This is a genomic window from Vreelandella zhanjiangensis DSM 21076 (assembly GCF_000377665.1).
GTDB lineage: Bacteria > Pseudomonadota > Gammaproteobacteria > Pseudomonadales > Halomonadaceae > Vreelandella > Vreelandella zhanjiangensis.
Window position 1 is genome coordinate 194,083 of sequence record NZ_KB898646.1, and the last position, 24,826, is coordinate 218,908.

Sequence of the window (24,826 nt, forward strand, 5' to 3'; positions counted from 1 at the left end):
TCATTAGTAACGGGAGAAGAAGTTAAGCGAGCGAACATACGTGAAACAGGCGCGCTTATCAATTAAGCGCAGTGAGTACTTACTAATTTTAACCGAACAGCATAAATATCCGGATAGTTTAAATAAATTCGGATTAACTTTGGTTTAATCAACGCGCGCAATAATTATGTTTTTGGTAATTTAGCATTAGCCGTAAAATTAATACTGCATAGCATAGGGAAGTCTTCAAAAAAGGATAATTGGTGCCTTTGTCTTACCCGCTTAAGAAAATACGCTCTTTCAGGACGCTAAAAGGTCGGCTGTTGCTGGGACTTTTAGGTACCTTATTATTGCTGGTTGCGCTGCTACTGAGCTTGGCATGGCAGGTGGGCAAAACCATGGTGCTTGAAACCAATATGACTCACCTGCGCTATGAAGCCAGGCTTTTGGCGGATGAGGTTACCCAGCAGATCGAGCTACGTTTCGATGCACTGCAGCGGCTCGACGCGATTATAGGCTATAGCGATGATCCTGATTGGCTAAGTTACGAGTTGCGCCATAACGACACCTTAATGGCCTGGTTTGATGGCATTATCGTGGCTGATCGCGATGGAACAATACTTGCCGACTGGCCTAGCGTCATTGGACGCGCGGGTCTTGAGGTTGCAAACACTGAGCATTTCAAAATGCTGCGTGGCACTCGGCAGCCCTATATAAGTGAGCCATTTATAGGCAGGGCAAGCCGTGCACCCATGGTGTTGGTCAGTGTCCCTCGGATTGATGATGAGGGCGAGTTTGCTGGGGTGGTTGGTGGTGTGTTGACCTTGGATACTGGGGGCTTATTTAATCGTTTGGCAAAAGTGCGCTTAGGTGAGCAGGGATATGCCGGGGTAATCACTGCCTCTGGAAAAGTTCTGTTTCATCCTAATTCAGCGCTCATCAATACTTCTTTGGAAAGCAAGTCAATCAACCCCTTGCTGGATATGGCGCTAGATGGCTGGCAGGGGGATGGGGTTGGAAAATTATTCAGCGAACGGATGGGGCTTCAATCCTATACGCAAGTATGGCCCGCTGACTGGATTATTGGCCTCTATTTACCGCTTGAACAGTCGCAGCTGCCGCTATCCGGATTCATCCATAAATTAGGGTGGATGTGGTTACTGCTGGCCATTTTGATGATGCCAGTACTGTGGTTTTTATTAGCGCGAATACTGGCCCCGCTTAAGCATCTGGAAACTCAAATTGGTGAAGTAGGCTTAGGGCGCCGCAAGCGCGTTAACCTGGCCACGGCAATGCAGGAGTTGCAGCAGGTTGCCACTACTTTTAACCGCGTAGAAGAGGAGCGGCAAACGCTTGTCAATCATCTACAGGAGCGTCAGGCATTTCTGGATTCCGTATTAAGTGCCGTTCCTCAAGGGATGTTTGTCGCCAACTTTGACGGTGTGATTACGTATATGAACCCGGCATTACTGGAGATGCTGGGTATTACTTCTGCTCGCCCTATGGAAGCCTGGCTAAAGCAGGTCCATCCCGATGACTTAGGGGGAGCAAGGGATATGTGGTTGTATAGTCTAAAAAACGGTAGTGATTTCATACGTCAAATGCGGTTTATACATGTTGATAGCGAAACACTGTGGCTGGACATTCATGCGCGAGTGGTCATGTTGACTCAGGGAGGTCATTCCCTGGGATTGGTCGGGGTAGTAAAGGATATTACCGAGCGCCGCCAGCAAGAAGCACTGCAGCGTTGGGAAGCTGAGCATGACCCGTTAACGGGGCTTTTAAACCGGCGTGGTTTTGAACGCCGTCTTGAGGAGGCCTTTGCTGATTTCCAAAAAACCAGCACGCCGTCGGCGCTGCTCATGTTTGATTTGGATCACTTTAAACCGATTAACGATGAAGGAGGTCATGCGCTCGGTGATGAGATGCTGCGCCGGATTGCTCAAATCGTCGCATGGGAAGTGCGCCGCAGTGATCATGTAGCACGCCAGGGCGGAGATGAGTTTAGCGTATTACTCCCCAGCTGCACGCTGGGGCAGGCGCAAATAATTGCCGAGTCACTGCGTCAGGCGGTCAGCGAAATTTCAGTTATTCATCTAGATAAAGAGTATCGGGTAACGCTTAGTATCGGGGTAACCAGCTTTAACGATAGCGATGCCAGTATTGAAGATGCACTTTCACGCGCAGATGCCGCAAGTTACGAAGCCAAAGGAAGAGGGCGTGATAGCGTAGTCACGAAAGTATCTATCGAAATGGACCCTATGAAATTATTTGATTAAGCCATGATTAGGCAGCAAAAAATTTTAGATGTGTGCCAGCCTGAGTGAAGAAGCTGGCAACGTATCGGGTTACACTAGAATATTACGACGTGCTGAATTGGCAGAGACGATGCTGTGAATCTACTTGAACTGTTTGTACGAACACTGGATATCACCTTGCCGGTGTTTGCCATGGTTTTTCTGGGTATTGCCCTAAAGCGCCTTGGCTTGATTGACCGGACGTTTGTATCGACGGCGTCGGCACTGGTTTTCAAGGCTACCTTACCTACGCTTATTTTTCTCAGTTTAATCAAGGCGGATCTTAGCGTTGCGCTTGATATTCCGCTGATGCTGTTTTTTGCAGTCGCCACGTTTGGCCAGTTTATGGTTAGCTGGCTATGGGCGCATTTTCGTATCCCCTATGCTGAGCGGGGCATCTATATTCAAGGTGCTTTTCGCGGCAACTGTGGGGTAGTGGGGTTGGCGTTGGCGGCGGGCATGTATGGTAACTACGGGTTATCGGCGGGCAGCTTGCTGGTGGGTATCGTCATTGTCATGTATAACGCGCTATCCGTATGGATATTGGCAACCTATCAGCCGGGGCAGGCCGCTGATTGGCGCAGCATATTAAAAAATATTGCCATGAACCCACTGATTATCTCGGTAATTGTGGCGCTGCCGTTTACCGCACTGTCTATTTCATTACCTAGCTGGCTGATGACCTCCGGCGACTACTTTGCCTCATTAACCCTGCCGCTAGCACTCATCTGTATTGGCGCCACGCTTTCAGTATCGAGCATTCGGGATAAAAGCGAGATTGCGCTGGGTTCTAGCGTCATGAAGATGGTGACTCTCCCCGTTATTTCGACCGCAGCAGCGTGGCTTTTAGGCTTTGAGGGCGAACAGTTAGGCTTACTGTTTCTATTCTTTGCCAGCCCCACCGCCGCCGCCAGTTTTGTCATGGTTAAAGCCATGGGCGGCAACGCAGCGCTTGCCGCGAATATCATCGCGATCACCACGATGATGGCCAGCATATCCATTACGCTGGGCATTTTTGCTCTGCGCCTGCTGGGCTGGGTATAAGAAGAGGCGGCCGCGGGTTGGAGTGTAATCTTTAACACGCTATACTACGCGCCCCTTCTGTAAGCAAAGTCCCTGTAGCTCAGTAGGATAGAGCAGCCGCCTCCTAAGCGGCAGGTCGCAGGTTCGACTCCTGCCAGGGACGCCATCTCGCTTCAAAGTCCGAGCCGTCAGCCATTATTCACTGACGAGCAAGCGCCGATTGGGTAAGCTCCAGCGGCTCAAGAAATTCAAGTGTCAGCATCTCACCAACCGTGGTGGGCTTACGCTCTGTCATCATCATGGCGTTACCTATAGGTGTGCGGTCTAGATAGATATCGCTAGCCTGACCATTGGACCACGCGAAGATCAGGCGATATTGCTTGTTTACTTGAATCGAACACAAATGGGACAGTTTCCCGCTCCAGTGCTCGAAACGGTTGCCGGGCGGCAATCTCAAGTCAGCCTCAGATGCTGATGCATCGATTATGTAGTCCCCTCGCTAACCCGTTATACCGCATAGCGGTATAGGTTCAACTTTCTGTTAAATATACAGCAGTCGCAATAGCGCCATCCTCCCCTTTAAAGCTAAGATTGATTAGAGCGCCCGTAGATGCGCAACTGATAATACTTTTAGGGGATTTGGATGGAATTTTCGAAAGTTGTTTTAGTGATTCTCGGCTGCTTGGTGCTCTCTGGGTGGATTGCCGCCCTGGTGATTGCGAGAAAGAAAAAAAGCGCAGATAAGCAAGTGGCTGTTATAACGTCAGCGCTTGAAGAACGAGACCATAAGATAAGCCAGCTAGACGCCGCTCTTGAGCGCTTATCAAAGTATCAAGCGATTGAGGATGCAGGGTTAGAAGCAGAACGTATCGTTTTTGAGGCAAAGAAAAAAGCCGGACAGCTATGGCAAGACGCTGAACGTGAAAGCAAAAGTCATTTAAAAGCCGCATTCAGCAGAAAAGAGAACGCTGAATTCGAAGCCGCCAATATCAAGCAAAATGCTGATGAAAAGCGGTCTCAGATAATTGCAGAAGCGCGGCGAGAAGCATCTGAAATTCGTGACAAAGTCAGGCTTTCAGAATCTAAATCACAAAGCCTCATCCAAGAGGCTCACGCTAGAGCCGAAAAGATCATTTCTCATGCCCGCATTCAGGCCGAGGAAACCGCTGGAAATGCATTGAAAGCGGTGGAGAACGCCAAGCTCTATGAGCAAACAGCAAAGGCCATGAAGAATGTCATCGAGGGCTATCACGATGATTACATCATTCCGAACGCAAGCCTGCTGGACGACTTGGCCGAAGATTTTTCACATAAAGATGCCGGGCAAAAACTCAAGCAATCACGTAAGCATAGTGCAGACATGGCAAAAAATGGCCGGGCTGGCGGCTGTGATTATGTTGAGAAAACAAGAAGAGAATACGCCATCCACTTTGCAGTTGATGCTTTCAATGGCAAGGTCGATTCTATCCTGTCTAAAGTTAAGCATGATAATTACGGCAAACTGAAACAAGGCATTCTCGATGCGTTTGCGCTGGTAAACCATAATGGACAGCCCTTTAAAAACGCTCGAATCACCGATCTATATTTGCAAGCGCGCCTGGAAGAGTTGAAGTGGGCCGTAGCCACAATGGAGCTGAAGCGTATTGAGCAAGAGGAGCAGAGAGAAATCCGTGAGCAAATGCGCGAAGAAGAAAAGGCCCGCAGGGATATCGAGAAGGCTTTAAAGCAGGCTGAAAAAGAAGAGAAAATGCTCGCCAAGGCGATGACGGAGGCTCGAAAGCAACTCGAGAGTGCCAGTGATGCTGAGCGCGAAGGTTATAAGGCTCGCTTGGCAGAGCTTGAGCTTCAACTGCAAGAATCAGAGGCGCGCGGCCAGCGTGCAATTTCAATGGCCCAGCAGACAAGGCGTGGTCACGTTTACGTAATTTCAAACATTGGCTCATTTGGCGAAAATGTTTTCAAAATAGGCATGACCCGGCGGCTTGAGCCCCTGGATCGCGTTAAAGAACTTGGTGATGCCAGCGTGCCATTCTCATTTGATGTGCATGCGATGATTTATTCCGACGACGCTCCCTCTTTAGAACGCGAGCTTCACCGGAGATTCGCTAGCCGCCAAGTAAACCGGCTTAATGCGCGTAAGGAGTTTTTCCAAGTCCCTATCTCTGAAGTTCGAGAAGTGGTGGATAGTCAGCAAGCCGAGGTTCATTGGACAATGGCCGCGGAGGCGTGGGAATACAGAGAGTCACTTGCTCTAGCAGGAAAGCAGTTGCAAGCCGTATCGTAGTGTTGATGGCTTAACGCTAAGCGACGAAAGAACGAAAAGAGTGGATGAGGCTATTTACGGTGGCAGCCTTGGCGCTATATGTAACCACAGCGAGCATTCGGCCTAGGCTTCACTCGTCGGCTAAAAGAGCTTGAGGCACAAACGGAGTATGTGCCCAACCTGAACGATCTCGACGCCGCATAGGCAAAAGATGCTGGTATGTGACCTACGCCCCGCCCTTGTGCGGGGCGTTCGTATGTTAGGGCTTAGCGAGAGAAGGGCAGCTACTGAGCGCAGCCCCAGACCGTCTGGCAAGGATGTTGCCAACCTCATACCCTCATACTGGCCGCGCCCCACGGCGCGCTATCGACGCCCCGCCCGCGCGCTAAATGTAGTGGTTTTTATGCACCCCTGCATACACCGCCAAGCCGCGCCACTGCTGGGCTGGCTGGTGAAAAATGGATGCATGGAAATTATGCGAATTCATGCGGAGATTTGCACTTTCCACTGGTAAGTTGGTTAGCAATTGCCCAAATCCTGGTTATGGGGCTGGCCGATTGCTGAAGAAATATTCCTCATAAGACCCTGTAGAGCCTAAGACTTCCACAAATACACGCCGCAGGATGGCCTAAAGTCGCAGCTCAACGGGTTGCACAGGTGTAAAGTAATGGGCAATACTGCTAAAAATAATTAAAGTTGAAATGAGGGTTATCAGTATCAATTTGCTTGCGGCCGAGGGGGAAATCACTAGCAATAGTAAGTGGTGCCGATGTCACCGTTTGATTACAGAAGCTAGTAGTTTTCTGTTCAGTGATCTGTCCACCCCAACTAGCAGCTATCAACCCTGAGCGGACGATCATATGCCAATCGAGTAATATTGTATGTGGATATATCTATGGATCGATTGGCTCCTTACGAATCACAAGATAAAATAATTGAATTAAGAGCAGAGTTTAGGGAAGTCAATACTGCTGATGACTATCACAGTTTGTACAAAGAAATCGAAGGATTAATTAAGAAGAATGGCCTCGAATCAAAGAGTACTCCAGCATTATAGGTGAGCACTAACAAGCAAAGGCAGCGGACGCCAAAAGCGGCGCTCGCTGCTTTGGGCGTTACATTTCTCGGAGAAATTATGGATAACTGGCTCTACGCAGAGGTTCTTAAACAAGATGACCTTCGAGTTCCAACATTTGCCAGGCAGAGCACAATCAATTGGATGAAGGCTCTTCGTTTTGAAATAGTGAACGAGCATGGTGTTTCAGCTAAAGAGCAGTTTGAATCTTGTCATCGGCATTTTAAGGCTACATACCCCAAGAGATTGACGACTTTAAATAACGGTATTGTTTTTGAGTCACTGTACTCATCATTAACCAACAGCCTTGCTTTACAAACATCTGCTAATAATGCCAGTAGTGAATCTTGGATGCTTCCCAGCTCAATAGTTAGTTGGTATTACTCTGTTTATTTTTCTGTATTGTCAATGCTTGGTTCTACTGGCCAAAAAGTAGATGATAATCATGCCTCAGTTTACAGAGCTTTCGGTTCAAATTTGAGTGACCAAATGCCTCACCCTTTCAACATGAAAGCATCACATGTAAAAAACGAAGAATACGAGGCAAAGCTTCCTCGGTATGTCTCTGCGAGTAGTTTTAGCTTAAGTAAAACATTTCCAGAAAATGAAGATGCAGCAAGAGGTATGCTATTAGAGTATCTTTCTGGTAATGCTAAATACTATGCATGGTTAACCAAGGAGCGAATTCTTAAGAAGTCTAGTTACAGTGATTTTAGGACTAAAGCTGCTAAAGAAGATAGGAATAAACAATTACCAAAAACAGTAGGCTTTATGCACTGTGCATTTCGCTACAGAGGTAAAGCTAACTACCGTGATGGCATATATCTTACGTATGGCCAAAGCTCTGCGGCTGAAACAAAAGCATTTCTTGAAGATATGGCAGTAGTATCGAAGTTTATGTTTATTTCAGGTCTGGCTCTCGCATACAGATCACCCCTAAACCCTGAAGTGGTTAAGTTCATCAACGATATAGACACAAACTTAAAAGGGATTGATAGCCTGAGCGATGGTGAGTGTTTTTGGAGGGTGCTGTGAGTCAAAATGTAACAAGCGCAAGCAGTCGGAAAATTTACTCGCTGGCGCTCCTAAATTTCCGCTGTTGCGGGCGTTAGCTCTTTCAATACCGAGGATTCCTGTGAAAGAAAAAATCGAAAAAGTACTCTTTAAAAAGCTTCGAGAACTACCGTCAAACAAGGCACTTCCATGGCCCGACTTCCAGGTCGCTTTTGACGTCGCCACTGGTTCGTCTCTGAGTGACCACCTCGAAGAAGTGCAAGAGGTAGCAGATGCACTTGAGAAATCTGATTATGCACGCTTCGAACAACTTCCGAACGGTATGCCACGCATCATCAAAGGCGTAGATTTTGACATCTGGGAAAATAAAATGGCCCCTACCAATCAAGGCAGCAATCTGAACATCGGCTCCCTCAATGCTCAGAACGTGCAGGTCGGTGATCAGAACACTATGAATGTAAATATTACTCCTCAAGAATTCATAGAGGCGCTAGAAAGAATGCAAAAGGATCCCGAGAAAGCAAAATCCGCACTTTCTCAGCTAAACGATTTCGCGAAGCAGGGGCTGTCTTTCGGTCAGACCGTCGCTAAATTCATCGGCCTGATGAGCTAACAATTCCATGCAGGCGACGCTCGTACCTCGCGCGCCTGATGGTCGGCGGTAGGCTTCCACTGATCGAAGGATCATTATGTTTGTAAATAAGGTAATTAGTTATCGAAATTCATGGAGGCTCGTTTCCAGTAAGCATCGAGAGGAGCTATCTGAAGCACTAGAGTCTATCTCCGATTGCATAAGTGGCAATGTGGAGCTCACTGAAGAGTCTGGCAGAGGTCCGCGTTCTAGAGAATTGTGGGAAAAGGCTCTCTATGATCGCAATTGGGAGCTTGTAGAAAGAATTCATTACTCATCGGATGGCCGCCGGATTCACCTAGGCAATGTGGGCCCTGTAAAGAATGGCTTAAGTGCACAGATTCCATTCGGACATATAGAATACTTAAGCCGTTGGCTCTTTCAGCAAACAGCTTTGGCTGTAAGGCATGGTGTAATTAAGCTTCCAATTCTTTTTGTGCCTTTAAGGGAGTTTGGGCGTGTATCAGATGATAGGTGGATAAACAGAAGCTCTTTTGAGATGTACCAAAGTCAGCTTGAACTTTTGTCTCCCTTGAGCCACCAATACCCTTTTTTGGTTGTGGGCTATTCTGATCAGAGCATTATTGGTGAACCTGAAGTTATAGAAATTGAGATTGACGAACTTGCAGAAGATACAAATAAAGTTGTAGATCGTTGTATCGAGTTTCCCCCTGAATATCATCAAGCTGGTTTAGGTATCCTTAATTTTTTTGGCACTTATCTAAGGGAGCAATATCCCGAAGAAGAAACCAAAGTAAGAATTGAGCAAGAAGGCTTAAATGTCCGACTGGTTATAGAGACTGAAAGCGGGCAATCAGAGGTTATTGAAAAGGCCCTTCATGAATACGAGTTAATTATCACTGGTGAAGAGCCGCCTGAGAAATTTACTCAAAATGACAAGCTAGTTTTAGAGCTGAGAAATGAACTTAGAATAGCCAAGTTTCGCTTAGAATCACAACAAGATTTAATTGGCATGCAAAATAGCAAGATCGACAAATTATTAAATATTGTTGGGGATGGACTTTCTAGTAAGCAACCAATAACAATAGATTTTAAGCCTGTTATTAGCAATCAAAATTCTATTGCCATCAATCAAAACATTTCATCAGCTATCGGTAGTGTTTCTGAGCTCCTATCTGAACTCCCGCCTGCTAGCGAAGCAGCCGTGGCGCTGGGTGAATTGGAGGGTTCTCTCGAAGGCCTGGAAACCAATAATAATCCAGAAGAAATACGAAGAGCACCAGCTATGAATAAGTTTAAAAGAATAGTTGATAAGCTTCTAGAAAATGGGAGCGAACTAAATAATGGTGTTGAAAAAATCGAATCTGGCATAGAAATGGCCAAAGATTTAGCGAAAAAATATAACAAAATTGCAGAGTGGTGCGGTTTGCCAGTCGTCCCAAGTGGGCTGTTGGGATAGCCTAACAAGTTGCTACACTCGGAAAAATTACTCGCTGCGCTCCCAATTTTCCGGTGAGCAAGGCGTTATGCACTAATATCCAATCATGAGAATATAGGAGATAAAAATGGATTTTGATAAACTCGCATACCCAGAACAATTGACTATTGCAGGTACGGAATACAAAGGGCAACGAAATATGTCCAAAGGTGAAGTGTTAGTGCCCTACACAGATGAGCCAGATGTAGGTATTGGTGATGTTATTACTCAAAAATCAGGTAAGCGCGAAATACACCTTAAAGTTATAGATGCTTCTTTTCTAGAAGGTGGCTCTCTTGGAGTCGGTACTGCACATCCTCATATGCTAACTCTTAAGGTCGAAAATACAACTTCGCAGCCCCATGTCACAAAACACGGTGATTCCACTTTCAATATTGGCTCAATAAGTGGCGAAAATGTTCAGGTTGGTAACAGTAATACATTAACTACCAATGTAACCATTCAAGAGTTAGCGGAAAAGATCGCTAAAAGTGATGACCCAGAGGCAAAATCAAAACTAAAGGAATTTTTACAAAATAGCACTGTTGGCAGTCTTATTGGAGCTGGCGCTTCAGCTTTAATAGGCATGCTGTAGGTGCATAACAAAGCCATTAAATTCGTTCCCTTCAGTCGCCCGACGCTCGCAAGCTCGCGCGGTTTATTGCGGCGTTATATCAGTGCCGCCTTAAAGTCCGTTTCTGGCCGAGCCTATGTGAAAACACTCTGGCTGTCCTGAAGGAGAAGCTTGTACGTTAAATCTGGAGCAAAGCTTGTCATGCAACTACCTCAAAATTTGCGAGAGAGCACCAGTATTGATTGATTTTTGACCGACGTGAGACGCTCCAAACGTTTTCACACGGCCTCGGCCGTAAGCACTCCATCTGTGCCGCAAACTGAGTCGCGAGTGGTGTTATCCAACGATAAGTCGTTAGCGGGTTGCAGATGGGGGGTGCTGGTATACGGTGTGGTATATTGGTTTTTTATATTTCATGTTAAGGCCATATAATTCAATTGTTTAATGTGTTTTTTAAACTCCTGCCAGCACGCCAAACCTTACCCCAAACAACGCTCAAGAAACCCCAAAAACCGATGATCATTAGCATAGGCAATATGCATACGCATGGACGATGCATCCGGCCCGTTGGGGCGTAGTGAAAATATACTGCCAGGCGCAATGAAAATACCTTCGTCCGAGGCTTTTTTGGCCAGTTGCATCGCGTCGATATTATTCGGCAGGCGCGCCCATAAATAGTAGCCTTCTCCGGGCCCATCTATATTCTCAAGCCCTACCTCTTTCAACGCGGTAATGGTACTGGCGCTGGCCTTGGTAATGCGTTCGCGTAGCTGTACCAGGTGGCGGCGGTAACGTCCGTGGGTAATCATGTCGTGAATCAGGCGCTCGCTGAAGGTTGAGCTGTTAACGACGGTGACCATCTTGATATCGGTAAGTGCATTGACCAGCGCAGGGTTGGCCGCTAAATAGCCCGAGCGAATGCCGGTGGAAAGCGTCTTGGAGAACGTGCCTACGTAAATTACGCGACTCAGGTCATCCAGTGCCGCCAGGTGGGCGCTTCCGCGGTGGAGCAGGTCGGCAAAGGCGTCGTCTTCTACCAGTATCAGGTTGTAGCGCTCGGCAAGTGTCAGTAGCCGATACAACTGGTTAAGCGAAAGGGTAGAGCCCGTCGGGTTATGGGCATTGGGCTGTAGAAAGAAAACGTTGGGGCGATATTGAATAATCTTACGCTCCAGGTCATCAAGATCCAACCCTTCATGGTTGCGTGAAACGCCAATCAGCTTTGCCTTGGCCAGGCGCAGCTTGCCAAATAACGGGTAATAGCCGGGCGTTTCCACCAGAACCCGGTCGCCGGGGGCGATCAGGTGGCGAATAATAAGATCGAAAGCGTGATTGGCGCCAAAGGTCAGCAGTATCTGTTCATGAGAGGCGTGAATGGAGCGCCCGGCCAGTACCCTGGCAATCGTTTCCCGCAATGGGAGATACCCTTGAGGGGCGCCATACTCGATATCATCATTGCCGATGGACGTTAACCGCTTGGCTTGCCGGGCAAGCGCCGCGCCGCCCATCCAGCTGGCGGGCGCGCGGCCGTCGCCTACCCGCACCTGAAAGTTACCTACCAACTGCTCCCTTAAGAGCGAGACGCTATCAACGGCTTCATTGAGCTCGTGGGTCTTTTCCAGCGCTTCAAGCGCGGGTGGCTGGGTAACAAAAAATCCGGCCCCTTGGCGGGCGCGCAACCTGCCCAGCGCAATCAGTTGATCATAAGCATCCACGATGGTGTTTTTTGAAACCCCATGCTGCCGGGCGGCTTCGCGTATAGAAGCGAGCCTGGCACCCGGTGCCAAACGGCCTTCTTTGATAGCCTTGAGGATGGTGTCGGCCACGTGCCTGGATTTCGACATGGTAGGGGTCTCCCGAATAACGGGCTAAACCCAACCCGGTGAAATCAGTGTACCTATCTTTTGATGGGTACAGTACCTCGTACAATTTCGCTAACTGTACCTGTCAGTAACCAACAAGTTTACCCATCATGTGCTGCATTAAAAAAGATACATCCATAATAAATTCAAGGAGACACGCTATGTCTGAAAAGAAGAATCGGTTTCTCAATGTGTGGGATGACTCGGTGAGCGGGAGAGATCTCCTGCTGTCACTGTGTATTTCGACGCCGTTAACCCTAGGCGGCTATCTGCTTGCCCCGGCGCAGCCTCCGCTACCGCTTATTTTGGGGCTGAGCGGCGCTATTCTCGGGTTCTTCATCAATGCACTGCTGTTTCGCCCCAAGCGGCAGCTGCAAACCGGTGAGGAGAAGTAGTAATGGATCCCGTCTTATTACTTCAAATGCTGGCGGCTGCGATCATTGCCGTTATCGTTTATACCGCGATTGGTGTTGCGCCGGGTACTGATGAAACCGCCGTATTGGCCCCGGTAACGCTGGCGCTGGTAGTCGCGGGCATACCGCTTCCCGTGGTGCTGGCTTTCTTTATGGCGGCAATCGTTGCCAAGAAGCTGACCGATTCCATTCCCGTTTCAGTAGCCGGTATACCGGGCGGGGTGATGTCGGCCCCTATGGTCGAACACGCCTTGATTTTAAAACGTGAAGGCCATGCCACCCTGGCGATTCGTAAAATGGCGTCCGGTTCGGTCATCGGTACGCTGGTGGCGATCCCCATCAGTCTGTTTCTGGCCTTTCTGTTAACACCGCTAGCCGATGTACTTGGCCAGTACGCCAGCCAGATATTCTTTGGCGGCGCCGTATTTCTTGCCCTGATGAGCAAGGAGAAAGTCATCAGCCTGATCAGTATTGTGCTGTTGGCGGCACTGATTCAGGGCTTGCGGCACCTGTATTGGGGGATGGGCGTCATTCCGGAAGGCCAGACGGTCTTCATCTCGTTCTTCTTGGGCATCACCATTGGCCCGATGATGTTTAATCTGGCGCAGCTCACGGTCAACAGTGAGCGCCATAAAATGGCCGAGTCTGAGCCCAAGCAGATCCAGATCTACGGTAACGATGAGAAAGGCCAGCTACCCAATCCGTTTCGCATTCTGACGCGTCAGGAAACCGTCTCGGCGGCGGCAAGCTCCGTATTGGGTTCGGTCACGTTCTTCATGAGCCCGGTCGGCATCACGATCTTTCTGGGCGAAGTCATGTCGAGCTGGGTGAAAGGTACGGTCAATAAGGCCAGCCGCGCGCTCTCTTCAATGGATGCCGTCACCAACGCCTCTTACATCGCGGGCATCCTGATTCCTCTGGCAGCGCTGGGCATTCCCATGAGCCCGATGGCGATTGGCCCGGGCAACGCTTTCTTCAACGCACCGCCGGTGCTGACGCTTGAGCAGAACGCTCACCACTTGATGAGTTTTTCTGAAATTACCATCGCCAGCATCCTGGGGGCCGGTGTCGCTTTGCTGATTACCTACCCGATTGCGGTTCGGTACGCGCGGCGTATCTGCATCTTTGTGTTCAAGCACATTCCTCATGAAGCGTTCCTGGCAATGTTCTTCTCGCTGGTCATGCTGCTTGCCTATATGGATGCCGGCGTAATGGGCATTTTAGGCGTGATGGTGCTGGCACTGATGGCGGGGCTGCTTAACCGGTGGGGCGTCAACTACGGCGTGCAGTTCATGACGCTATATGCCGCGCCGTGGCTTTTAGGGCTCATCGCTTAATACGCTTGGTTCATGCCTGAAGCATATGCAGCGTTCTGGCAATCGTCTGCTTCAGGCACATTTACTTGTTCAACCTCAATTGTTCAGAGGCATTATCCATGGCACACAGTACATCCCGCATTCCCGGTTTTTATCAGCTTCCTCCCAGCGAACGGCTTGAGAAAGTCATCGAAATAGCCGGGCTAGGCAGCGAGGTTCGCACGCATTTCTCTGATATGGGCAATATTTCGTCAGCCACTGCCGATGCCATGATCGAAAACGTCATCGGTACGCTGAACCTGCCCATCGGCGTTGCCACCAATTTGATTATTGATGGCGAAGAACAGCTGGTACCCATGGCGACCGAGGAGTCCTCCGTGGTTGCTGCCGTGTGTAATGCGGCCAGGCAGTGTCGTGCCTCGGGCGGGTTTCATACCGATACGTCAGAACCCATCATGATTGCGCAGGTGCAGTTGCTGGATGTCCCCAACCCCGAGTTTGCCCGGCTTCGGCTGCTTTCCGAGTTCGAACAGGTAAAAAGCATTTGTGATGCTACCGACCCGGTACTGTTGCAGCACGGGGGCGGCTTTCGCGACCTGGAAGTGCGCGTTCTTGACAACATGTTGATCGTGCATCTGTTGGTGGATGTGCGTGACGCCATGGGCGCCAATGCCGTCAACTCGATGGCGGAGGCCGTCGCGCCTTCTCTGGCACAGTGGAGCGGTGGCCGCAGCTGCCTGCGTATTCTTTCCAACCTTGCGGATCGGCGCATTGCGCGTGCGCGCGCTACCTGGACGCTTGAGGACCTGGGCGGCGAGTCGGTACGTGACGGCATGCTCAACGCGTATCGCTTCGCTGATCAGGACCCTTACCGCGCTGCCACCCATAACAAAGGCATCATGAACGGGGTGAGCGCTGTCGTGCTGGCAACCGGCAACGATACCCGTGCGGTAGAAGCGGGCGCCCATGCCTATGCGGCGCGTACCGGGCGCTACCGTTCCTTGACGCATTGGGAAGCCGATAGCGAAGGGAACCTGACCGGCACGTTGGAAATGCCCATGCCGGTAGGCCTGGTGGGCGGCGCTACTCGCTCGCATCCCAGCGCCCGGCACTGCCTGGATATCTTGGGTGTGAAAACGGCGGATCGCTTGGCGCGCATTATCGTCGCGGTAGGCTTGGCGCAGAATTTTGCCGCCATGAAGGCGCTGGCAACTACGGGTATTCAGAAAGGCCATATGGCACTGCATGCCAAGAATATCGCGGTAATGGCCGGGGCCGAAAATGAGGAAGTCGACCGTATCGCGGCGCTACTCGTGGATGGCGGCAAGGTGCGGGTGGATATCGCCCAGCAGCTACTTGAACAGTTGCGTAACGGATAAGGAGAAGACATGGCCCTGCCATCTTCTGTACGCCTGGTCGAGGTCGGCCCGCGCGATGGTCTGCAAAATGAGCGTGAGTTCGTGCCGACTCATCTGAAGCTTGCACTTATTGAGCGGTTGGCCGACGCGGGCTGTAAGCATATTGAGGCGGCCAGCTTCGTCTCTCCGCGTTGGGTGCCGCAAATGTCTGACCACCGTGAAATCATGCAGGGCATCAAGCGCCGACCTGGAGTTACTTATTCGGCATTGACTCCCAATCTAAAAGGGTTAGAAGCAGCGATTCAAAGCGGTGTTGATGAAGTGGCCGTTTTCGGCGCCGCGAGCGAGGCCTTTTCGCAAAAAAATATCAACTGCTCGATTGCTGACTCTTTGCAACGGTTTGAGCCAGTCGTGGTACAGGCGCGCCAAGCCGGGCTACGGGTGCGTGGCTACGTTTCCTGCGTATTGGGGTGCCCTTATGAGGGCGATATAGAGCCTGCGCAGGTGAAATGGGTTGCCGACGCGCTTTTCCAAATGGGCTGTGATGAAATTTCCCTTGGCGATACGATCGGCACAGGAACGCCATTAAAGGCAAAGCGTATGCTCGAAGCCGTGTCCGCCAAGGTGCCGATGGCAAACTTGGCGGTCCACTTTCATGATACGTATGGCCAGGCATTAGCGAATTTATACGCCGTGATGGAGGAGGGCATAAGCATTATAGACAGCTCAGTGGCTGGCTTGGGTGGCTGCCCCTATGCCAAAGGCGCTTCAGGTAATGTGGCCAGTGAAGATGTGGTGTATATGCTGAATGGCTTGGGAATTGAGTCAGGTATTGATTTGGATGCGTTGGCAAGAACGGGTGACTGGATCACTTGCTCCATTAATCAGCCTAACCGTTCCCGGGTAGGCACTGCGTTAAAGGCTGCTTGCGCACAATAGCTTTAGCGCTGTCATGAGCTTCTTAGATGGCAAACGCTAAGTGGTTCGTTAATCTGAACAAGCTGGAAGGCATGAAAAGCGTCGGTGCCCTTTGATCGTATTTCTTAACACCCCGCCTTTGTGCGGGGTGTTCTCATTACCGAGCAACATCCCCATCTCAGTACCCCCTTTATTGATGATGCGTCGTACGGATGCCGGTATGATGTCGCCCGGCAGTGATCGTGGGGCGGGTCTTGGCGTGCTGATACTGGAAAATGATCCAGAAAATAAGGGTTAAAAGCGCGCCCACTGTTCCAATAATACTTGTATAAAAGGAAGCCTTTTCAAATGGCGAACGCTATAACGCTAAACCAACAAACTGGGCAAGATAACTTCATGAGCCGAAGGGCGCTTCCCTGTTTAGGTGTATTTGCGGCTATCTATTTAGTATCCATAGCGTTTGGTTACCATATTAATGCGATCGTTTTGGCTATCGTGCTGATGGTGATGCTGTGTCTGTTGAAAATCCCGGTGGCGATTGCCCTGATTTCATCGGCACTGCTGGGAGCCTTGCATAGCGGGCTATCCATGAGCGAGGCCGTCGATACCTTCAATGACAACCTGTTAATGGGTGCTCAGGTTGGGGTTACCTACATCATGATTGGGGCTTTTGCGGTTGCCATTGCACGCAGTGGTTTGGTGGATCTACTTGCCTATAAGATCGCCTCACAGCTTGATCTAAACGTGGGCGCCACCAATAAAGGCGTAAAGTGGATTATGCTTTTAGCGTTGGTCGCCGCTTCCATCATGTCCCAGAACCTGGTGCCTGTGCATATCGCGTTTATCCCTATCCTTATCCCGCCATTGCTCGGGGTGATGAACAAGCTGCGTATGGATCGCCGTGGTATCGCGTGCATTCTTGCCTGCTCGATGAGCGCTAGCTACTTGTTGCTGCCCACGGGGTTCGGGGCCATTTATTTAAATGAAATACTGCTAGCCAACGTTAATAGTGTTGGCCAGGCCTATGGGATGTCCGCAACACCGGGCATGGTGCTGAAAGCCATGGCGCTACCGGTAATGGGCATTCTGTTGGGTATGCTCGTGGCCGTTTTTTATACGTATCGTAAGCCGCGTCGTTACCAGGAGGCGCCATCCACCACGCTTCAAACCGAAAAACCCTTAAGGCCGCTTAACTTTAAACAGATTATCTTTACGGTAGCAGCCCTGGTAGTGGCGCTGATTTGCCAACTACAGTTTGACTCGCTGTTAATCGGGGCAATGATCGGCTTTATGATTTTGAGTGTGGCAGGCATCTTTCGCTGGAGTGACCAGGACGATGTTTTCACGGAAGGCTTACGCATGATGGCGCAAATTGCCGTGATCATTACGTTTGCTTCTGGCTTTTCCGGGATTTTAAACGCAACGAATGAAATTGCGCCCCTGGTGTCGGCGACGGCTGATTTCATTGGCGACAATATGGTGCTTGGCGCGGCATTAATGCTTGTTGTTGGCTTGTTTATCACCATAGGATTTGGTGACTCTTTCGCTAGCGTGCCTATCCTTGCGCCTATCTATGTACCCTTGGCAATCACGCTAGGCTTCTCTCCAGTCGCGACGATTGCCCTGTTAGGGGCTGCCGCGGCACTGGGTGATGCGGGTTCCCCAGCGTCTACTATTACCTTAGGTGCTACCGCTGGCCTCAACGCCGATGGGCAACACGATCATATCAGCGATAGCGTAATTCCTACGTTTATTCATGCCAATTTTGGCATGCTGATATTTGCTTGGATTGCGGCACTGATGCTGTGATGCTTGAAGATTCACGCGCCACCTGCTCTTTCATCAGCCAACTTTGCAAAGGGAGCTAACCATGCTTTTCTCCAAACGTATTGCCATCAAGCTGCTTGCGCTTACGTTGGCGCTCTTTCCTTCGGTGCTGCTGGCCCAGGATGCCCATATTGGCAGTGTGCGCACTGAGTTCCGCATGCTGGGGCCGAATAACACCATTGAAGTTGAGCGCTTTGATGACCCCAAAGTGCAGGGTATCTCCTGCTATATTTCCTATTCTCAGATCGGCGGGATCTCTGGTGCAGTGGGGCTTGCCGAAGAGGCCAGTGAGGCGAGCGTTGCCTGTCGGCAAACGGGCGAGATCGTGTTTAACCCGGCGGAGGTAGAAGAGCAGGAAGTGGTGTTTACCCAGCGCCGTTCAGCGCTATTCAAGAATATGCGCGTAGTGCGCATGCACGACGCTGAAACCGAAACCTTCGTATACCTGACTTACAGCACCAAACTGGTGGATGGGTCGCCGAAGAATGCGATAACGGCGGTTCACTATGGAGATCTGACGCCAGCTCAGTAACCTGGTGCAGGCATGTGAACCGACGTATTCAGTTTGGTTAGCGGGGCTGGCCCAGTGCCTGGGTCCAGTAAGTGGTGTAGCGGGATTCCGGGTTGTCGGCTTTGGCCATGCCCATCTGGGTAAAGGCGCCGTTCATGATATTGCTGCAGTGGCCGGGGCTTTCCAGCCAGCCATCCACCGCGGCTGATGCGGACATATGGCCCGCAGCAATATTTTCCCCCACGGCGCGCCATACATAGCCTTGTTCTTCCACGCGCTGTTCGATGCCAACGCCCTCAGGGCTGGTATGGCTGAAGTACTCGTTTTCGGCCATATCTTTCGAGTGCGCCTTGGCTGCCTCGTGAAGCTTGCAGCTCCAGGTCAGTGGCGCTACCGAATCAAACGACTGATTACCGCACTGTCGGGATTGGCTGCGCGCTTCGTTAACCAAGGTAAGCATTTCCTGCTGCTGCTCGGTAGGTTCGCAGTTGCTGGATGAGTCACCTTGCGGCGCATCATCAGAGGCCCAGACTGCTCCGGTACCCAGTAGCATCAACGCTACTAAACGGAAAAGCGCCCTGGAAGCAGGGCGCTTTATAGCTGAATTAGCCACCGAATTTTTCATTTTCACCAAGATCCGGTTTGGCATCTTTCTTGAGGTTGGCCTTGGCAATTTCGTAGAGCTGGTAGGTCTTGCTCTCCTTGGATTTCCAGTGCTCGCCCATCTCTACCTTGATTTCCAGAAGCGCGAGATCCGGATCATCCTTGCCTTCCGGGAACCAGGCGGCCACGAAGGGGTTCCAGTACTTGTGGATCAGCTCGCGGTTGTCGGTCAGATTGGCCTTGCCCGATAGCGAAACGTATACACCGTCTTCCTGGTCGGAAAAACTCAGGCATACGTCGTGATCACTTTTGGCTTCAAAGACTTTTTCGGCGCTACGGCGGGTGTAGAACCACAGCGTGCCGTCGTACTCTTCCTGTACCAGGTGCATAGGCCGCGCACGTGGCGTGTCGTGGTCCATGGTGACCAGCATGCCGACCTTAATATCCTTGATCATCTTCCAGATCTTCTGCTTATGTTCCGGGCTGGACATAGCGTCACTCTCCTTATGAATAAATACTTTGGTTAGCCAGTCCTTCCGTAGGACTAACAATAGCCTAGCCAGCATTGGTGATATCGGCAAATACGCTAATGAGCTCGCAGTAACAAACCAGCAGGGCTAAAGTAAAAATTCGCAAATGGCTACTAAAGGAGGCTGCCATGTTCGTCAATGCGAGGTTAAAAAGATCGAGACTGAAAATCCTTGGTGTGAGACGGGCCGGTTATATCTCTACTCTGATCGGCATGTTACTGCTGGCTGGTTGCGCCACGGGAGAGCGCGCTGATACGCAAACCAGCATGCGGGGCGCGGCCACTGAGTACTGTGAAAGCATTGGCGGGCAATCCGAAGTACAGGAAACCCGCTTGGGCAGCGGTCGCTATTGCCGCTTACCGGGTGGGCAGCTCGAAAACGAGTGGATGCTTTATCGCTCAGAGCGTCTTGATAACGATTAGAAATGCATCATCCACTGCTTCGACTTTGTAAGAAGCGTTTTATTGACGCAGCTCATGCATTGGCCTGCAAAAACCTGATATTTTAAAGATGCATTTAATATGAATCTTTAGCAGGACGTTGAAAAGAGGCCATTATGCTGACACAGGCACAAGAACAGATCATTGCCGCCACGGCTCCCGTGGTAGCGGAACATCTCAACACGATTACCGCGCGTTTTTATCCGCTGATGTTCGAGCGCTACCCCGAGGTCAAGTCACTGTTCAACCAGACACACCAGAAAGACGGTGGCCAGCCGCGCGCGCTGGCGGCTTCGATTCTTGCCTATGTGGGCGTGCGCCAGAATCCGCAAACGGCGCGCCAGATCATGGAAACCGTGGTGAACAAGCATGTTTCGCTGGATATCCAGCCCGAGCACTACCCGATTGTGGGCGAGTGCCTGCTGGTTGCCATCGGTGAGGTGCTTGGCGACGCCGTGACGGCAGAGGTGGCCGATGCCTGGGGCGCGCTTTATCAAGAGCTTGCTGATCTTCTCATCGACCTGGAAGCGCAGCGTTATCAGGAGTTTGAACAGCAGCCCGGCGGCTGGCGGGGCACGCGGCGTTTTCGTATTGCCGATACGCATCAGGAGAGCCTTGTTATCCGTTCGTTTATTCTGGAGCCTGAAGATGGTGGCCCGGTGGCCGACTATACGCCGGGGCAGTACATCGGGGTGAAGCTGAATATCGACGGCGTGCCAGCGTCCCGCCATTACAGTCTTTCTGATGTGCCTAACGGCCGCTCCTACCGGCTGTCCATCAAGCGTGAACCGCACGGTGTGGCCAGCCGCTTTTTTCATGACCAGCTGACGGTAGGTGATGTGATCGAACTACTCCCCCCTGCCGGTGAGTTGACCCTCAAGGAAGGTGACGAGCACCTGCTCTTGATCAGCGGCGGCATCGGTCAGACACCGCTGCTGCCGATTGCCAAACAGGCGCTCAGCCAGGGCCGCCGGGTTACCTACCTGCATGCGGCTATCGATGACGATCACCGCGCTTTTGCTGAAACGCTCGATACTCTTGCACAAAATCACCCCGATAATTTGACTACCATCACAGTGTACGAGCAGGGCAGCCAGGGAGACCATCAGGGCCGGATAAATGAAGCCGTGCTGGCCAAGTATCTAGCACCTAACACCCGCTGCTACTTCGTTGGCCCCCATGGTTTCATGGCGGCGATCAACCAGAGTCTGGAGCTTTTGGGTGTCGCGGAGACCCATCGCCACTTTGAACATTTCGGTCCGGCCAAGGCGCTAAACGCCGCCTAGCCAAACCGTCCCCTTCGCATGAAGCTTGGTGTGAAGGGGGCGGCCTCGAATTTATGGGGCACTTTTCTCTTCAGCTAACTGCCAGATATCTTCCCACTCCCAGCCATCCTTCTGAATATAGGCGAGCAGTACTTTTTGAGAGTGATCGCTTAATCCCTCCTGCATCTGTTTTTGTGATGCATCGAATCCCGGTAAGGTCTTGTAGGCCTCAAGAGCTGGAAAAGGGGGCAAATGCGGTGCGGCGTGGATGAACGCACTATCCAACGTATCAAGAAATTGATCGATGACGCGCAGCGTTATAGTGAACTGAGTGTGGGTGGCAGCGCTAAGGTCAGGATTGGCGATGGTTGCCAGTATGAGCGCCTGATAAAGCCGCGCTAACGCTAACGGGAGTGATTTCTGGCTACTGCCCGCGTGGTAATAGTGAAGAATAGGGTAGGCGAGGTGCTGTTGGCCAAGTGTGCTGATAGTTTGCTGAATAGGCGATAGCTGCTGGCTTAAGCTGGTAAATTTCCCATTGTCATGGGTGGTGTTAAGAACTTCTAGCGGGCTTTCGCCTAGCGCACTGATAGACAGCGCTAAGTGACGTTTTTGGGTAACGTTAGAAACGATATTAAGCATGTAAGTAATCGACAGCGTAAACAGGAAAAAGCCATTGGCTGCTGCCAAGGTGGGGACCAGGCGCCAGCGATCATTACCCGGCACAAAATCGCCATAGCCCAGTGTGGTAAGGGTATAACCGGTAAAGTAGATACGTTCGACCAAACTGGCCGATGCCTGGGTGTTGGCATTCACAACAGCATCTGACCCGCCACAGAAAACCAATAGCCAGCCCAGCCATAACGTTATTACCCAGACTAAAAGAAGCCCGATCGTTATCCATGGGCCCGCGGCGGCGAGTAACCAATGACAGCGCCGGGTTCGATGAATCAATAGCAGTATCGACCAAACACCACTAATCAAGCGATTGGTGACGGGCCCTGAGTGAGAGGCGGAAAGCGTGGTACGAATGGCATCAAAATTGGCTAGCGCAACAAGAAGAACGCCTATCACGCCAGCCAGTGTGCTTCCTGTCATATAGAGCGTCCTTTCGATCATTTATAACGACGTTAGTCGGCCATATTGGTTTATGGCGGGGTGGCGTTGGCAGGAGAAGGTATGTGTTCCTCATTAGGCCAGGCAGTAACGACGACTTCATAAATACGCCAGTCGTAATTATTAAGGTGCTGTGAGGCCTCTTTAAGATGGCGCGCCAGATCATCGTTACTATGCGGGGTTACAAAGGCTTCTCCGCTGAAGATTGGGCCTTCTTCGCGTAAGCGTACTGAGGCGGCGGCTACCCAAGGCATGGCCCGAAGCTCGGCTTCCAGCGCTTCTTCCATGTATTCCGGTTTTTCGCGAGAGGTAAAGTGAGGGCGGCGGTCAAGTAGGTCGCCTACGGCTTCTTTTAAATTGGTAATACCATCCTTGGTAACATCCAAGGCGATAATGGCCGCAGCCGCTGCGTCCGCCCACCAAAAGCCGGCTCCCACACCCAGTACACCAACGATGGCAGCCATCCCTGTCATCCAGTCGGCTTTGCTCATCTTCCCATCGGCAAACACGGTCTTCTCATGCACTTTTGCCGCGGCTTTGGTCTGTAAGCGCCCGATAATGACAGGTGGAATAACGCTGTAAATCAGCACGCCAACCATCACCCAACCCATCCATATCGTTTCACCAAACAAGGTAATGGCGCCGATACTCGGGTGTTCCTGATGGACAAGCTTGAGCAACGAATCACCCAGTAGAAACAGTCCCATCGCGCTTAGCGCAGTTGCCGTGCATAAAAAGGCAATAATAGTGGCGCGTTGATACCCATAGGGGTATGTCTCATTAGGCGGGCGTTTGCGAAACCGCACGGCCAACAAGAAGGCAATAGGCGGAATGAGCGACAGCATGTCTTCCAGCCACGCGACTTTCATTGCCTGGCTGTTTCCCAGTACCAGCGCGAGCACCGATACAATGGAAATACGAAACGCTAGATTCCACCATTCCAGGCGGATCAGATAGTTGAGATCCTGCTGCTTATCCGGTGGCAGGTGATATAGCTTGCGTATTTTCATTGGTCTGCCTCCAGGCGTTGGAGGTTTTGTTCAATATCGGGATAGCTGTTCAGATGCCGCTGTACGGCAAGCATCCAGGCATTTTCACCATTGGGTAGCGCCATCACATGGTGGTCAGTTGCGATTTCCCAGTCGCCTACCTGGTAGCCGTGCGCCCGGAGCCACCAGGATGGATTGGCGACAGCTTGATCTAGTGTGCCAAGCTCAGAGGTAGGGCGGGGCACCGCGCCCTCTTTTCTAAGCGCGTGAGCGATATGGTTGACAGCGGGAATGGCTACCTCGATGCCTTCCAGGTTGCTGGGCAAGGAAGCGCCTTCAGGCACACCGACTGAATAGTGGCTCTGGTAGTAGGCTTTAGTCGGCGCGGCAAGGGCGCTCACATTTGAGTCCTGGGTAAGCCCACCGATCACCAGATCAAGCTGGTATTGCGAGAGTGCAGCTAACAGGTTGCCTTCGCTACCCCAATGCCAGTTGATGGTGGCGCCCATATTTTCCGCAAGCGCCTGGATTATTTCGACTTCCAGCCCTGCCGGACCCTGATCGGTATTAATAACCCAAGGAGGGTTCTCGGAAAGGCCAATGTTCAACTCGCCGCCCTGCATATCTGCCATGGGGCGCTCAATATTGACCGGATAACGACAACCGGTCAAAGCTATCACCGCCAAAATGATCAGTATGCTGGGCCGAAAAACGAATGTTATAAAGCTGTCCTTGCTTTGCATCGTTAAGCCGCTTCCGTTAAGGGGGAATTTATATAATAGCTAATAAATAAAACCTATAAAAAAGTGAGCATGGGATCGCTCAAGCCCTGCTCACCTCATAAGTTAGGCATATTGAACTGTTTTTCAACTTAATTGCTAAAGTAGAACGGTATGTGGGTTCTGGCTGAGATTTCGGTTTAGGCCACCATTGATGCACATAGGCTGGCGCAGCGATGGCACGCTTGAGCGCATTCCTGGCAATGATCGGCTTCATGTTGGCCACACTCATCGCCGCACTTTTGACAGATATCCGCACATAGCTGACAGATGTCCTGAGCATACTCGCTGCCTTGGGCCATAAAGGCGACGGCCAGACGACAAATTTGTGCGCACTGTATATCCAGACGAATACATTCAGCCATATTGCCAAGGGTAGGTTCCTGAAGGCAGGAAGTAGCGCAATTATCGCAATAGACCGCACATATATTGCAGGCTTCGATGCACTCTTTAAAATTCTGTATGCTCATAGCAAACCTCTCCTGTTAGATATACGTCCTTAAGCTGGGCGCCGCTTTAAAAATAATAAAGGGCTAGTTTTCCATTCTATAAGTCAGTTGATAATAGGAGCTTGATTAGATGTTTGCAGAAGATTAAATAATGTT

General features: G+C 50.7%; 23 protein-coding genes and 1 tRNA gene. 16 read left to right on the top strand and 8 right to left on the bottom strand.

Features of this window, described 5'->3' with window-relative positions; all coding sequences use genetic code 11:
• Positions 1-242 precede the first annotated feature (242 nt).
• The 3 genes from D467_RS0100725 (at position 243) to D467_RS0100735 (ending at position 3,465) form a co-directional block, all read left to right on the top strand.
• Positions 243-2,258, top strand: coding sequence for a diguanylate cyclase (locus D467_RS0100725; protein WP_018915583.1), 2,016 nt, complete (start codon positions 243-245; stop codon positions 2,256-2,258).
• Between the two features lie 114 nt (positions 2,259-2,372).
• Entirely contained in the window at positions 2,373-3,320 is a 948-nt protein-coding gene (locus tag D467_RS0100730) for an AEC family transporter (RefSeq protein ID WP_018915584.1), read from the top strand.
• Positions 3,321-3,388: 68 nt separating this feature from the next.
• A tRNA-Arg gene (locus D467_RS0100735) sits at positions 3,389-3,465 on the top strand.
• A 33-nt stretch (positions 3,466-3,498) separates the two neighbouring features.
• On the opposite strand, the gene D467_RS20035 is transcribed toward D467_RS0100735, so the two are convergent.
• Positions 3,499-3,786, bottom strand: a complete 288-nt coding sequence (locus D467_RS20035; protein ID WP_081621217.1) for a type II toxin-antitoxin system RelE/ParE family toxin — start codon at positions 3,784-3,786, stop codon at positions 3,499-3,501.
• A gap of 156 nt (positions 3,787-3,942) precedes the next feature.
• Here D467_RS20035 and D467_RS0100745 point away from each other — a divergent pair, with 156 nt between their 5' ends.
• The 5 genes from D467_RS0100745 (at position 3,943) to D467_RS0100770 (ending at position 10,315) form a co-directional block, all read left to right on the top strand.
• Positions 3,943-5,583, top strand: coding sequence for an SNIPE associated domain-containing protein (locus D467_RS0100745; RefSeq protein ID WP_018915586.1), 1,641 nt, complete (start codon positions 3,943-3,945; stop codon positions 5,581-5,583).
• Positions 5,584-6,697: 1,114 nt separating this feature from the next.
• Positions 6,698-7,672 (top strand): hypothetical protein, encoded by a 975-nt coding sequence (locus D467_RS0100755; RefSeq protein ID WP_155826417.1) that lies wholly within the window; start codon positions 6,698-6,700, stop codon positions 7,670-7,672.
• Between the two features lie 100 nt (positions 7,673-7,772).
• The gene (locus D467_RS0100760) at positions 7,773-8,264 is read left to right on the top strand and encodes a hypothetical protein (RefSeq protein ID WP_018915589.1); all 492 of its coding nucleotides are present in this window, start codon (positions 7,773-7,775) and stop codon (positions 8,262-8,264) included.
• 190 nt (positions 8,265-8,454) lie between these two features.
• Positions 8,455-9,702 carry a hypothetical protein gene (locus D467_RS0100765; RefSeq protein WP_208596452.1) on the top strand — a complete coding sequence of 416 codons (1,248 nt, stop codon included), beginning with the start codon at positions 8,455-8,457 and terminating at the stop codon, positions 9,700-9,702.
• Positions 9,703-9,808: 106 nt separating this feature from the next.
• Positions 9,809-10,315 carry a hypothetical protein gene (locus D467_RS0100770; RefSeq protein ID WP_018915591.1) on the top strand — a complete coding sequence of 169 codons (507 nt, stop codon included), beginning with the start codon at positions 9,809-9,811 and terminating at the stop codon, positions 10,313-10,315.
• A gap of 458 nt (positions 10,316-10,773) precedes the next feature.
• On the opposite strand, the gene D467_RS0100775 is transcribed toward D467_RS0100770, so the two are convergent.
• On the bottom strand, positions 10,774-12,138 hold the full coding sequence (locus tag D467_RS0100775; RefSeq protein WP_018915592.1) for an aminotransferase-like domain-containing protein: 1,365 nt from the start codon (positions 12,136-12,138) through the stop codon (positions 10,774-10,776).
• A 179-nt stretch (positions 12,139-12,317) separates the two neighbouring features.
• On the opposite strand from D467_RS0100775, the gene D467_RS0100780 reads away from it, so the two are divergent.
• From D467_RS0100780 to D467_RS0100805, 6 genes are all read left to right on the top strand, one after another.
• A complete protein-coding gene (locus tag D467_RS0100780) occupies positions 12,318-12,551 on the top strand; it encodes a hypothetical protein (RefSeq protein WP_018915593.1) in 234 nt (77 codons plus the stop codon).
• 2 nt (positions 12,552-12,553) lie between these two features.
• On the top strand, positions 12,554-13,906 hold the full coding sequence (locus tag D467_RS0100785; protein ID WP_018915594.1) for a tripartite tricarboxylate transporter permease: 1,353 nt from the start codon (positions 12,554-12,556) through the stop codon (positions 13,904-13,906).
• A gap of 98 nt (positions 13,907-14,004) precedes the next feature.
• Positions 14,005-15,264: a hydroxymethylglutaryl-CoA reductase, degradative gene (locus D467_RS0100790; protein WP_018915595.1), complete on the top strand. Its 1,260-nt coding sequence runs from the start codon at positions 14,005-14,007 to the stop codon at positions 15,262-15,264.
• Between the two features lie 9 nt (positions 15,265-15,273).
• Complete coding sequence (locus tag D467_RS0100795) at positions 15,274-16,182, top strand: hydroxymethylglutaryl-CoA lyase (RefSeq protein WP_018915596.1); 909 nt, start codon at positions 15,274-15,276, stop codon at positions 16,180-16,182.
• A gap of 375 nt (positions 16,183-16,557) precedes the next feature.
• Positions 16,558-17,970 (top strand): Na+/H+ antiporter family protein, encoded by a 1,413-nt coding sequence (locus tag D467_RS0100800; RefSeq protein ID WP_244147789.1) that lies wholly within the window; start codon positions 16,558-16,560, stop codon positions 17,968-17,970.
• Between the two features lie 61 nt (positions 17,971-18,031).
• On the top strand, positions 18,032-18,520 hold the full coding sequence (locus D467_RS0100805) for a CreA family protein (protein ID WP_018915598.1): 489 nt from the start codon (positions 18,032-18,034) through the stop codon (positions 18,518-18,520).
• 37 nt (positions 18,521-18,557) lie between these two features.
• On the opposite strand, the gene D467_RS0100810 is transcribed toward D467_RS0100805, so the two are convergent.
• Both D467_RS0100810 and D467_RS0100815 read right to left on the bottom strand, forming a co-directional pair.
• Positions 18,558-19,112 carry a CAP domain-containing protein gene (locus tag D467_RS0100810; protein WP_018915599.1) on the bottom strand — a complete coding sequence of 185 codons (555 nt, stop codon included), beginning with the start codon at positions 19,110-19,112 and terminating at the stop codon, positions 18,558-18,560.
• Complete coding sequence (locus D467_RS0100815; RefSeq protein WP_018915600.1) at positions 19,105-19,593, bottom strand: pyridoxamine 5'-phosphate oxidase family protein; 489 nt, start codon at positions 19,591-19,593, stop codon at positions 19,105-19,107. Before D467_RS0100815 ends, D467_RS0100810 begins: the two co-directional genes overlap by 8 nt.
• A gap of 167 nt (positions 19,594-19,760) precedes the next feature.
• Between D467_RS0100815 and D467_RS18900 the strand changes: the two genes are divergently transcribed.
• Together D467_RS18900 and hmpA are read left to right on the top strand one after the other, a co-directional pair.
• Positions 19,761-20,054 carry a putative hemolysin gene (locus D467_RS18900; protein WP_018915601.1) on the top strand — a complete coding sequence of 98 codons (294 nt, stop codon included), beginning with the start codon at positions 19,761-19,763 and terminating at the stop codon, positions 20,052-20,054.
• A 134-nt stretch (positions 20,055-20,188) separates the two neighbouring features.
• A complete protein-coding gene (hmpA, locus tag D467_RS0100825) occupies positions 20,189-21,358 on the top strand; it encodes an NO-inducible flavohemoprotein (RefSeq protein WP_018915602.1) in 1,170 nt (389 codons plus the stop codon).
• Positions 21,359-21,409: 51 nt separating this feature from the next.
• Here hmpA and D467_RS0100830 read toward each other — a convergent pair whose 3' ends face one another.
• The 4 genes from D467_RS0100830 to D467_RS0100845 form a co-directional block, all read right to left on the bottom strand.
• Entirely contained in the window at positions 21,410-22,435 is a 1,026-nt protein-coding gene (locus D467_RS0100830) for a potassium channel family protein (protein ID WP_018915603.1), read from the bottom strand.
• Positions 22,436-22,485: 50 nt separating this feature from the next.
• Positions 22,486-23,463 (bottom strand): cation diffusion facilitator family transporter, encoded by a 978-nt coding sequence (locus D467_RS0100835; RefSeq protein WP_018915604.1) that lies wholly within the window; start codon positions 23,461-23,463, stop codon positions 22,486-22,488.
• On the bottom strand, positions 23,460-24,122 hold the full coding sequence (locus D467_RS0100840) for a transporter substrate-binding domain-containing protein (RefSeq protein WP_371827756.1): 663 nt from the start codon (positions 24,120-24,122) through the stop codon (positions 23,460-23,462). Before D467_RS0100840 ends, D467_RS0100835 begins: the two co-directional genes overlap by 4 nt.
• Before the next feature lie 239 nt (positions 24,123-24,361).
• Positions 24,362-24,691, bottom strand: coding sequence for a four-helix bundle copper-binding protein (locus tag D467_RS0100845; RefSeq protein WP_018915606.1), 330 nt, complete (start codon positions 24,689-24,691; stop codon positions 24,362-24,364).
• Positions 24,692-24,826: the final 135 nt, after the last annotated feature.

Excerpts from the sequence above, each read along its gene's own strand:
- D467_RS0100745 (WP_018915586.1), top strand. The coding sequence starts at position 3,943 with ATGGAATTTTCGAAAGTTGTTTTAGTGATTCTCGGCTGCTTGGTGCTC.
- D467_RS0100755 (WP_155826417.1), top strand. The coding sequence starts at position 6,698 with ATGGATAACTGGCTCTACGCAGAGGTTCTTAAACAAGATGACCTTCGA.
- D467_RS0100770 (WP_018915591.1), top strand. The coding sequence starts at position 9,809 with ATGGATTTTGATAAACTCGCATACCCAGAACAATTGACTATTGCAGGT.
- D467_RS0100775 (WP_018915592.1), bottom strand. The coding sequence starts at position 12,138 with ATGTCGAAATCCAGGCACGTGGCCGACACCATCCTCAAGGCTATCAAA.
- D467_RS0100780 (WP_018915593.1), top strand. The coding sequence starts at position 12,318 with ATGTCTGAAAAGAAGAATCGGTTTCTCAATGTGTGGGATGACTCGGTG.
- D467_RS0100785 (WP_018915594.1), top strand. The coding sequence starts at position 12,554 with ATGGATCCCGTCTTATTACTTCAAATGCTGGCGGCTGCGATCATTGCC.
- D467_RS0100790 (WP_018915595.1), top strand. The coding sequence starts at position 14,005 with ATGGCACACAGTACATCCCGCATTCCCGGTTTTTATCAGCTTCCTCCC.
- D467_RS0100795 (WP_018915596.1), top strand. The coding sequence starts at position 15,274 with ATGGCCCTGCCATCTTCTGTACGCCTGGTCGAGGTCGGCCCGCGCGAT.
- D467_RS0100800 (WP_244147789.1), top strand. The coding sequence starts at position 16,558 with ATGAGCCGAAGGGCGCTTCCCTGTTTAGGTGTATTTGCGGCTATCTAT.
- D467_RS0100805 (WP_018915598.1), top strand. The coding sequence starts at position 18,032 with ATGCTTTTCTCCAAACGTATTGCCATCAAGCTGCTTGCGCTTACGTTG.
- D467_RS0100815 (WP_018915600.1), bottom strand. The coding sequence starts at position 19,593 with ATGTCCAGCCCGGAACATAAGCAGAAGATCTGGAAGATGATCAAGGAT.
- D467_RS18900 (WP_018915601.1), top strand. The coding sequence starts at position 19,761 with ATGTTCGTCAATGCGAGGTTAAAAAGATCGAGACTGAAAATCCTTGGT.
- hmpA (WP_018915602.1), top strand. The coding sequence starts at position 20,189 with ATGCTGACACAGGCACAAGAACAGATCATTGCCGCCACGGCTCCCGTG.
- D467_RS0100830 (WP_018915603.1), bottom strand. The coding sequence starts at position 22,435 with ATGACAGGAAGCACACTGGCTGGCGTGATAGGCGTTCTTCTTGTTGCG.
- D467_RS0100835 (WP_018915604.1), bottom strand. The coding sequence starts at position 23,463 with ATGAAAATACGCAAGCTATATCACCTGCCACCGGATAAGCAGCAGGAT.
- D467_RS0100845 (WP_018915606.1), bottom strand. The coding sequence starts at position 24,691 with ATGAGCATACAGAATTTTAAAGAGTGCATCGAAGCCTGCAATATATGT.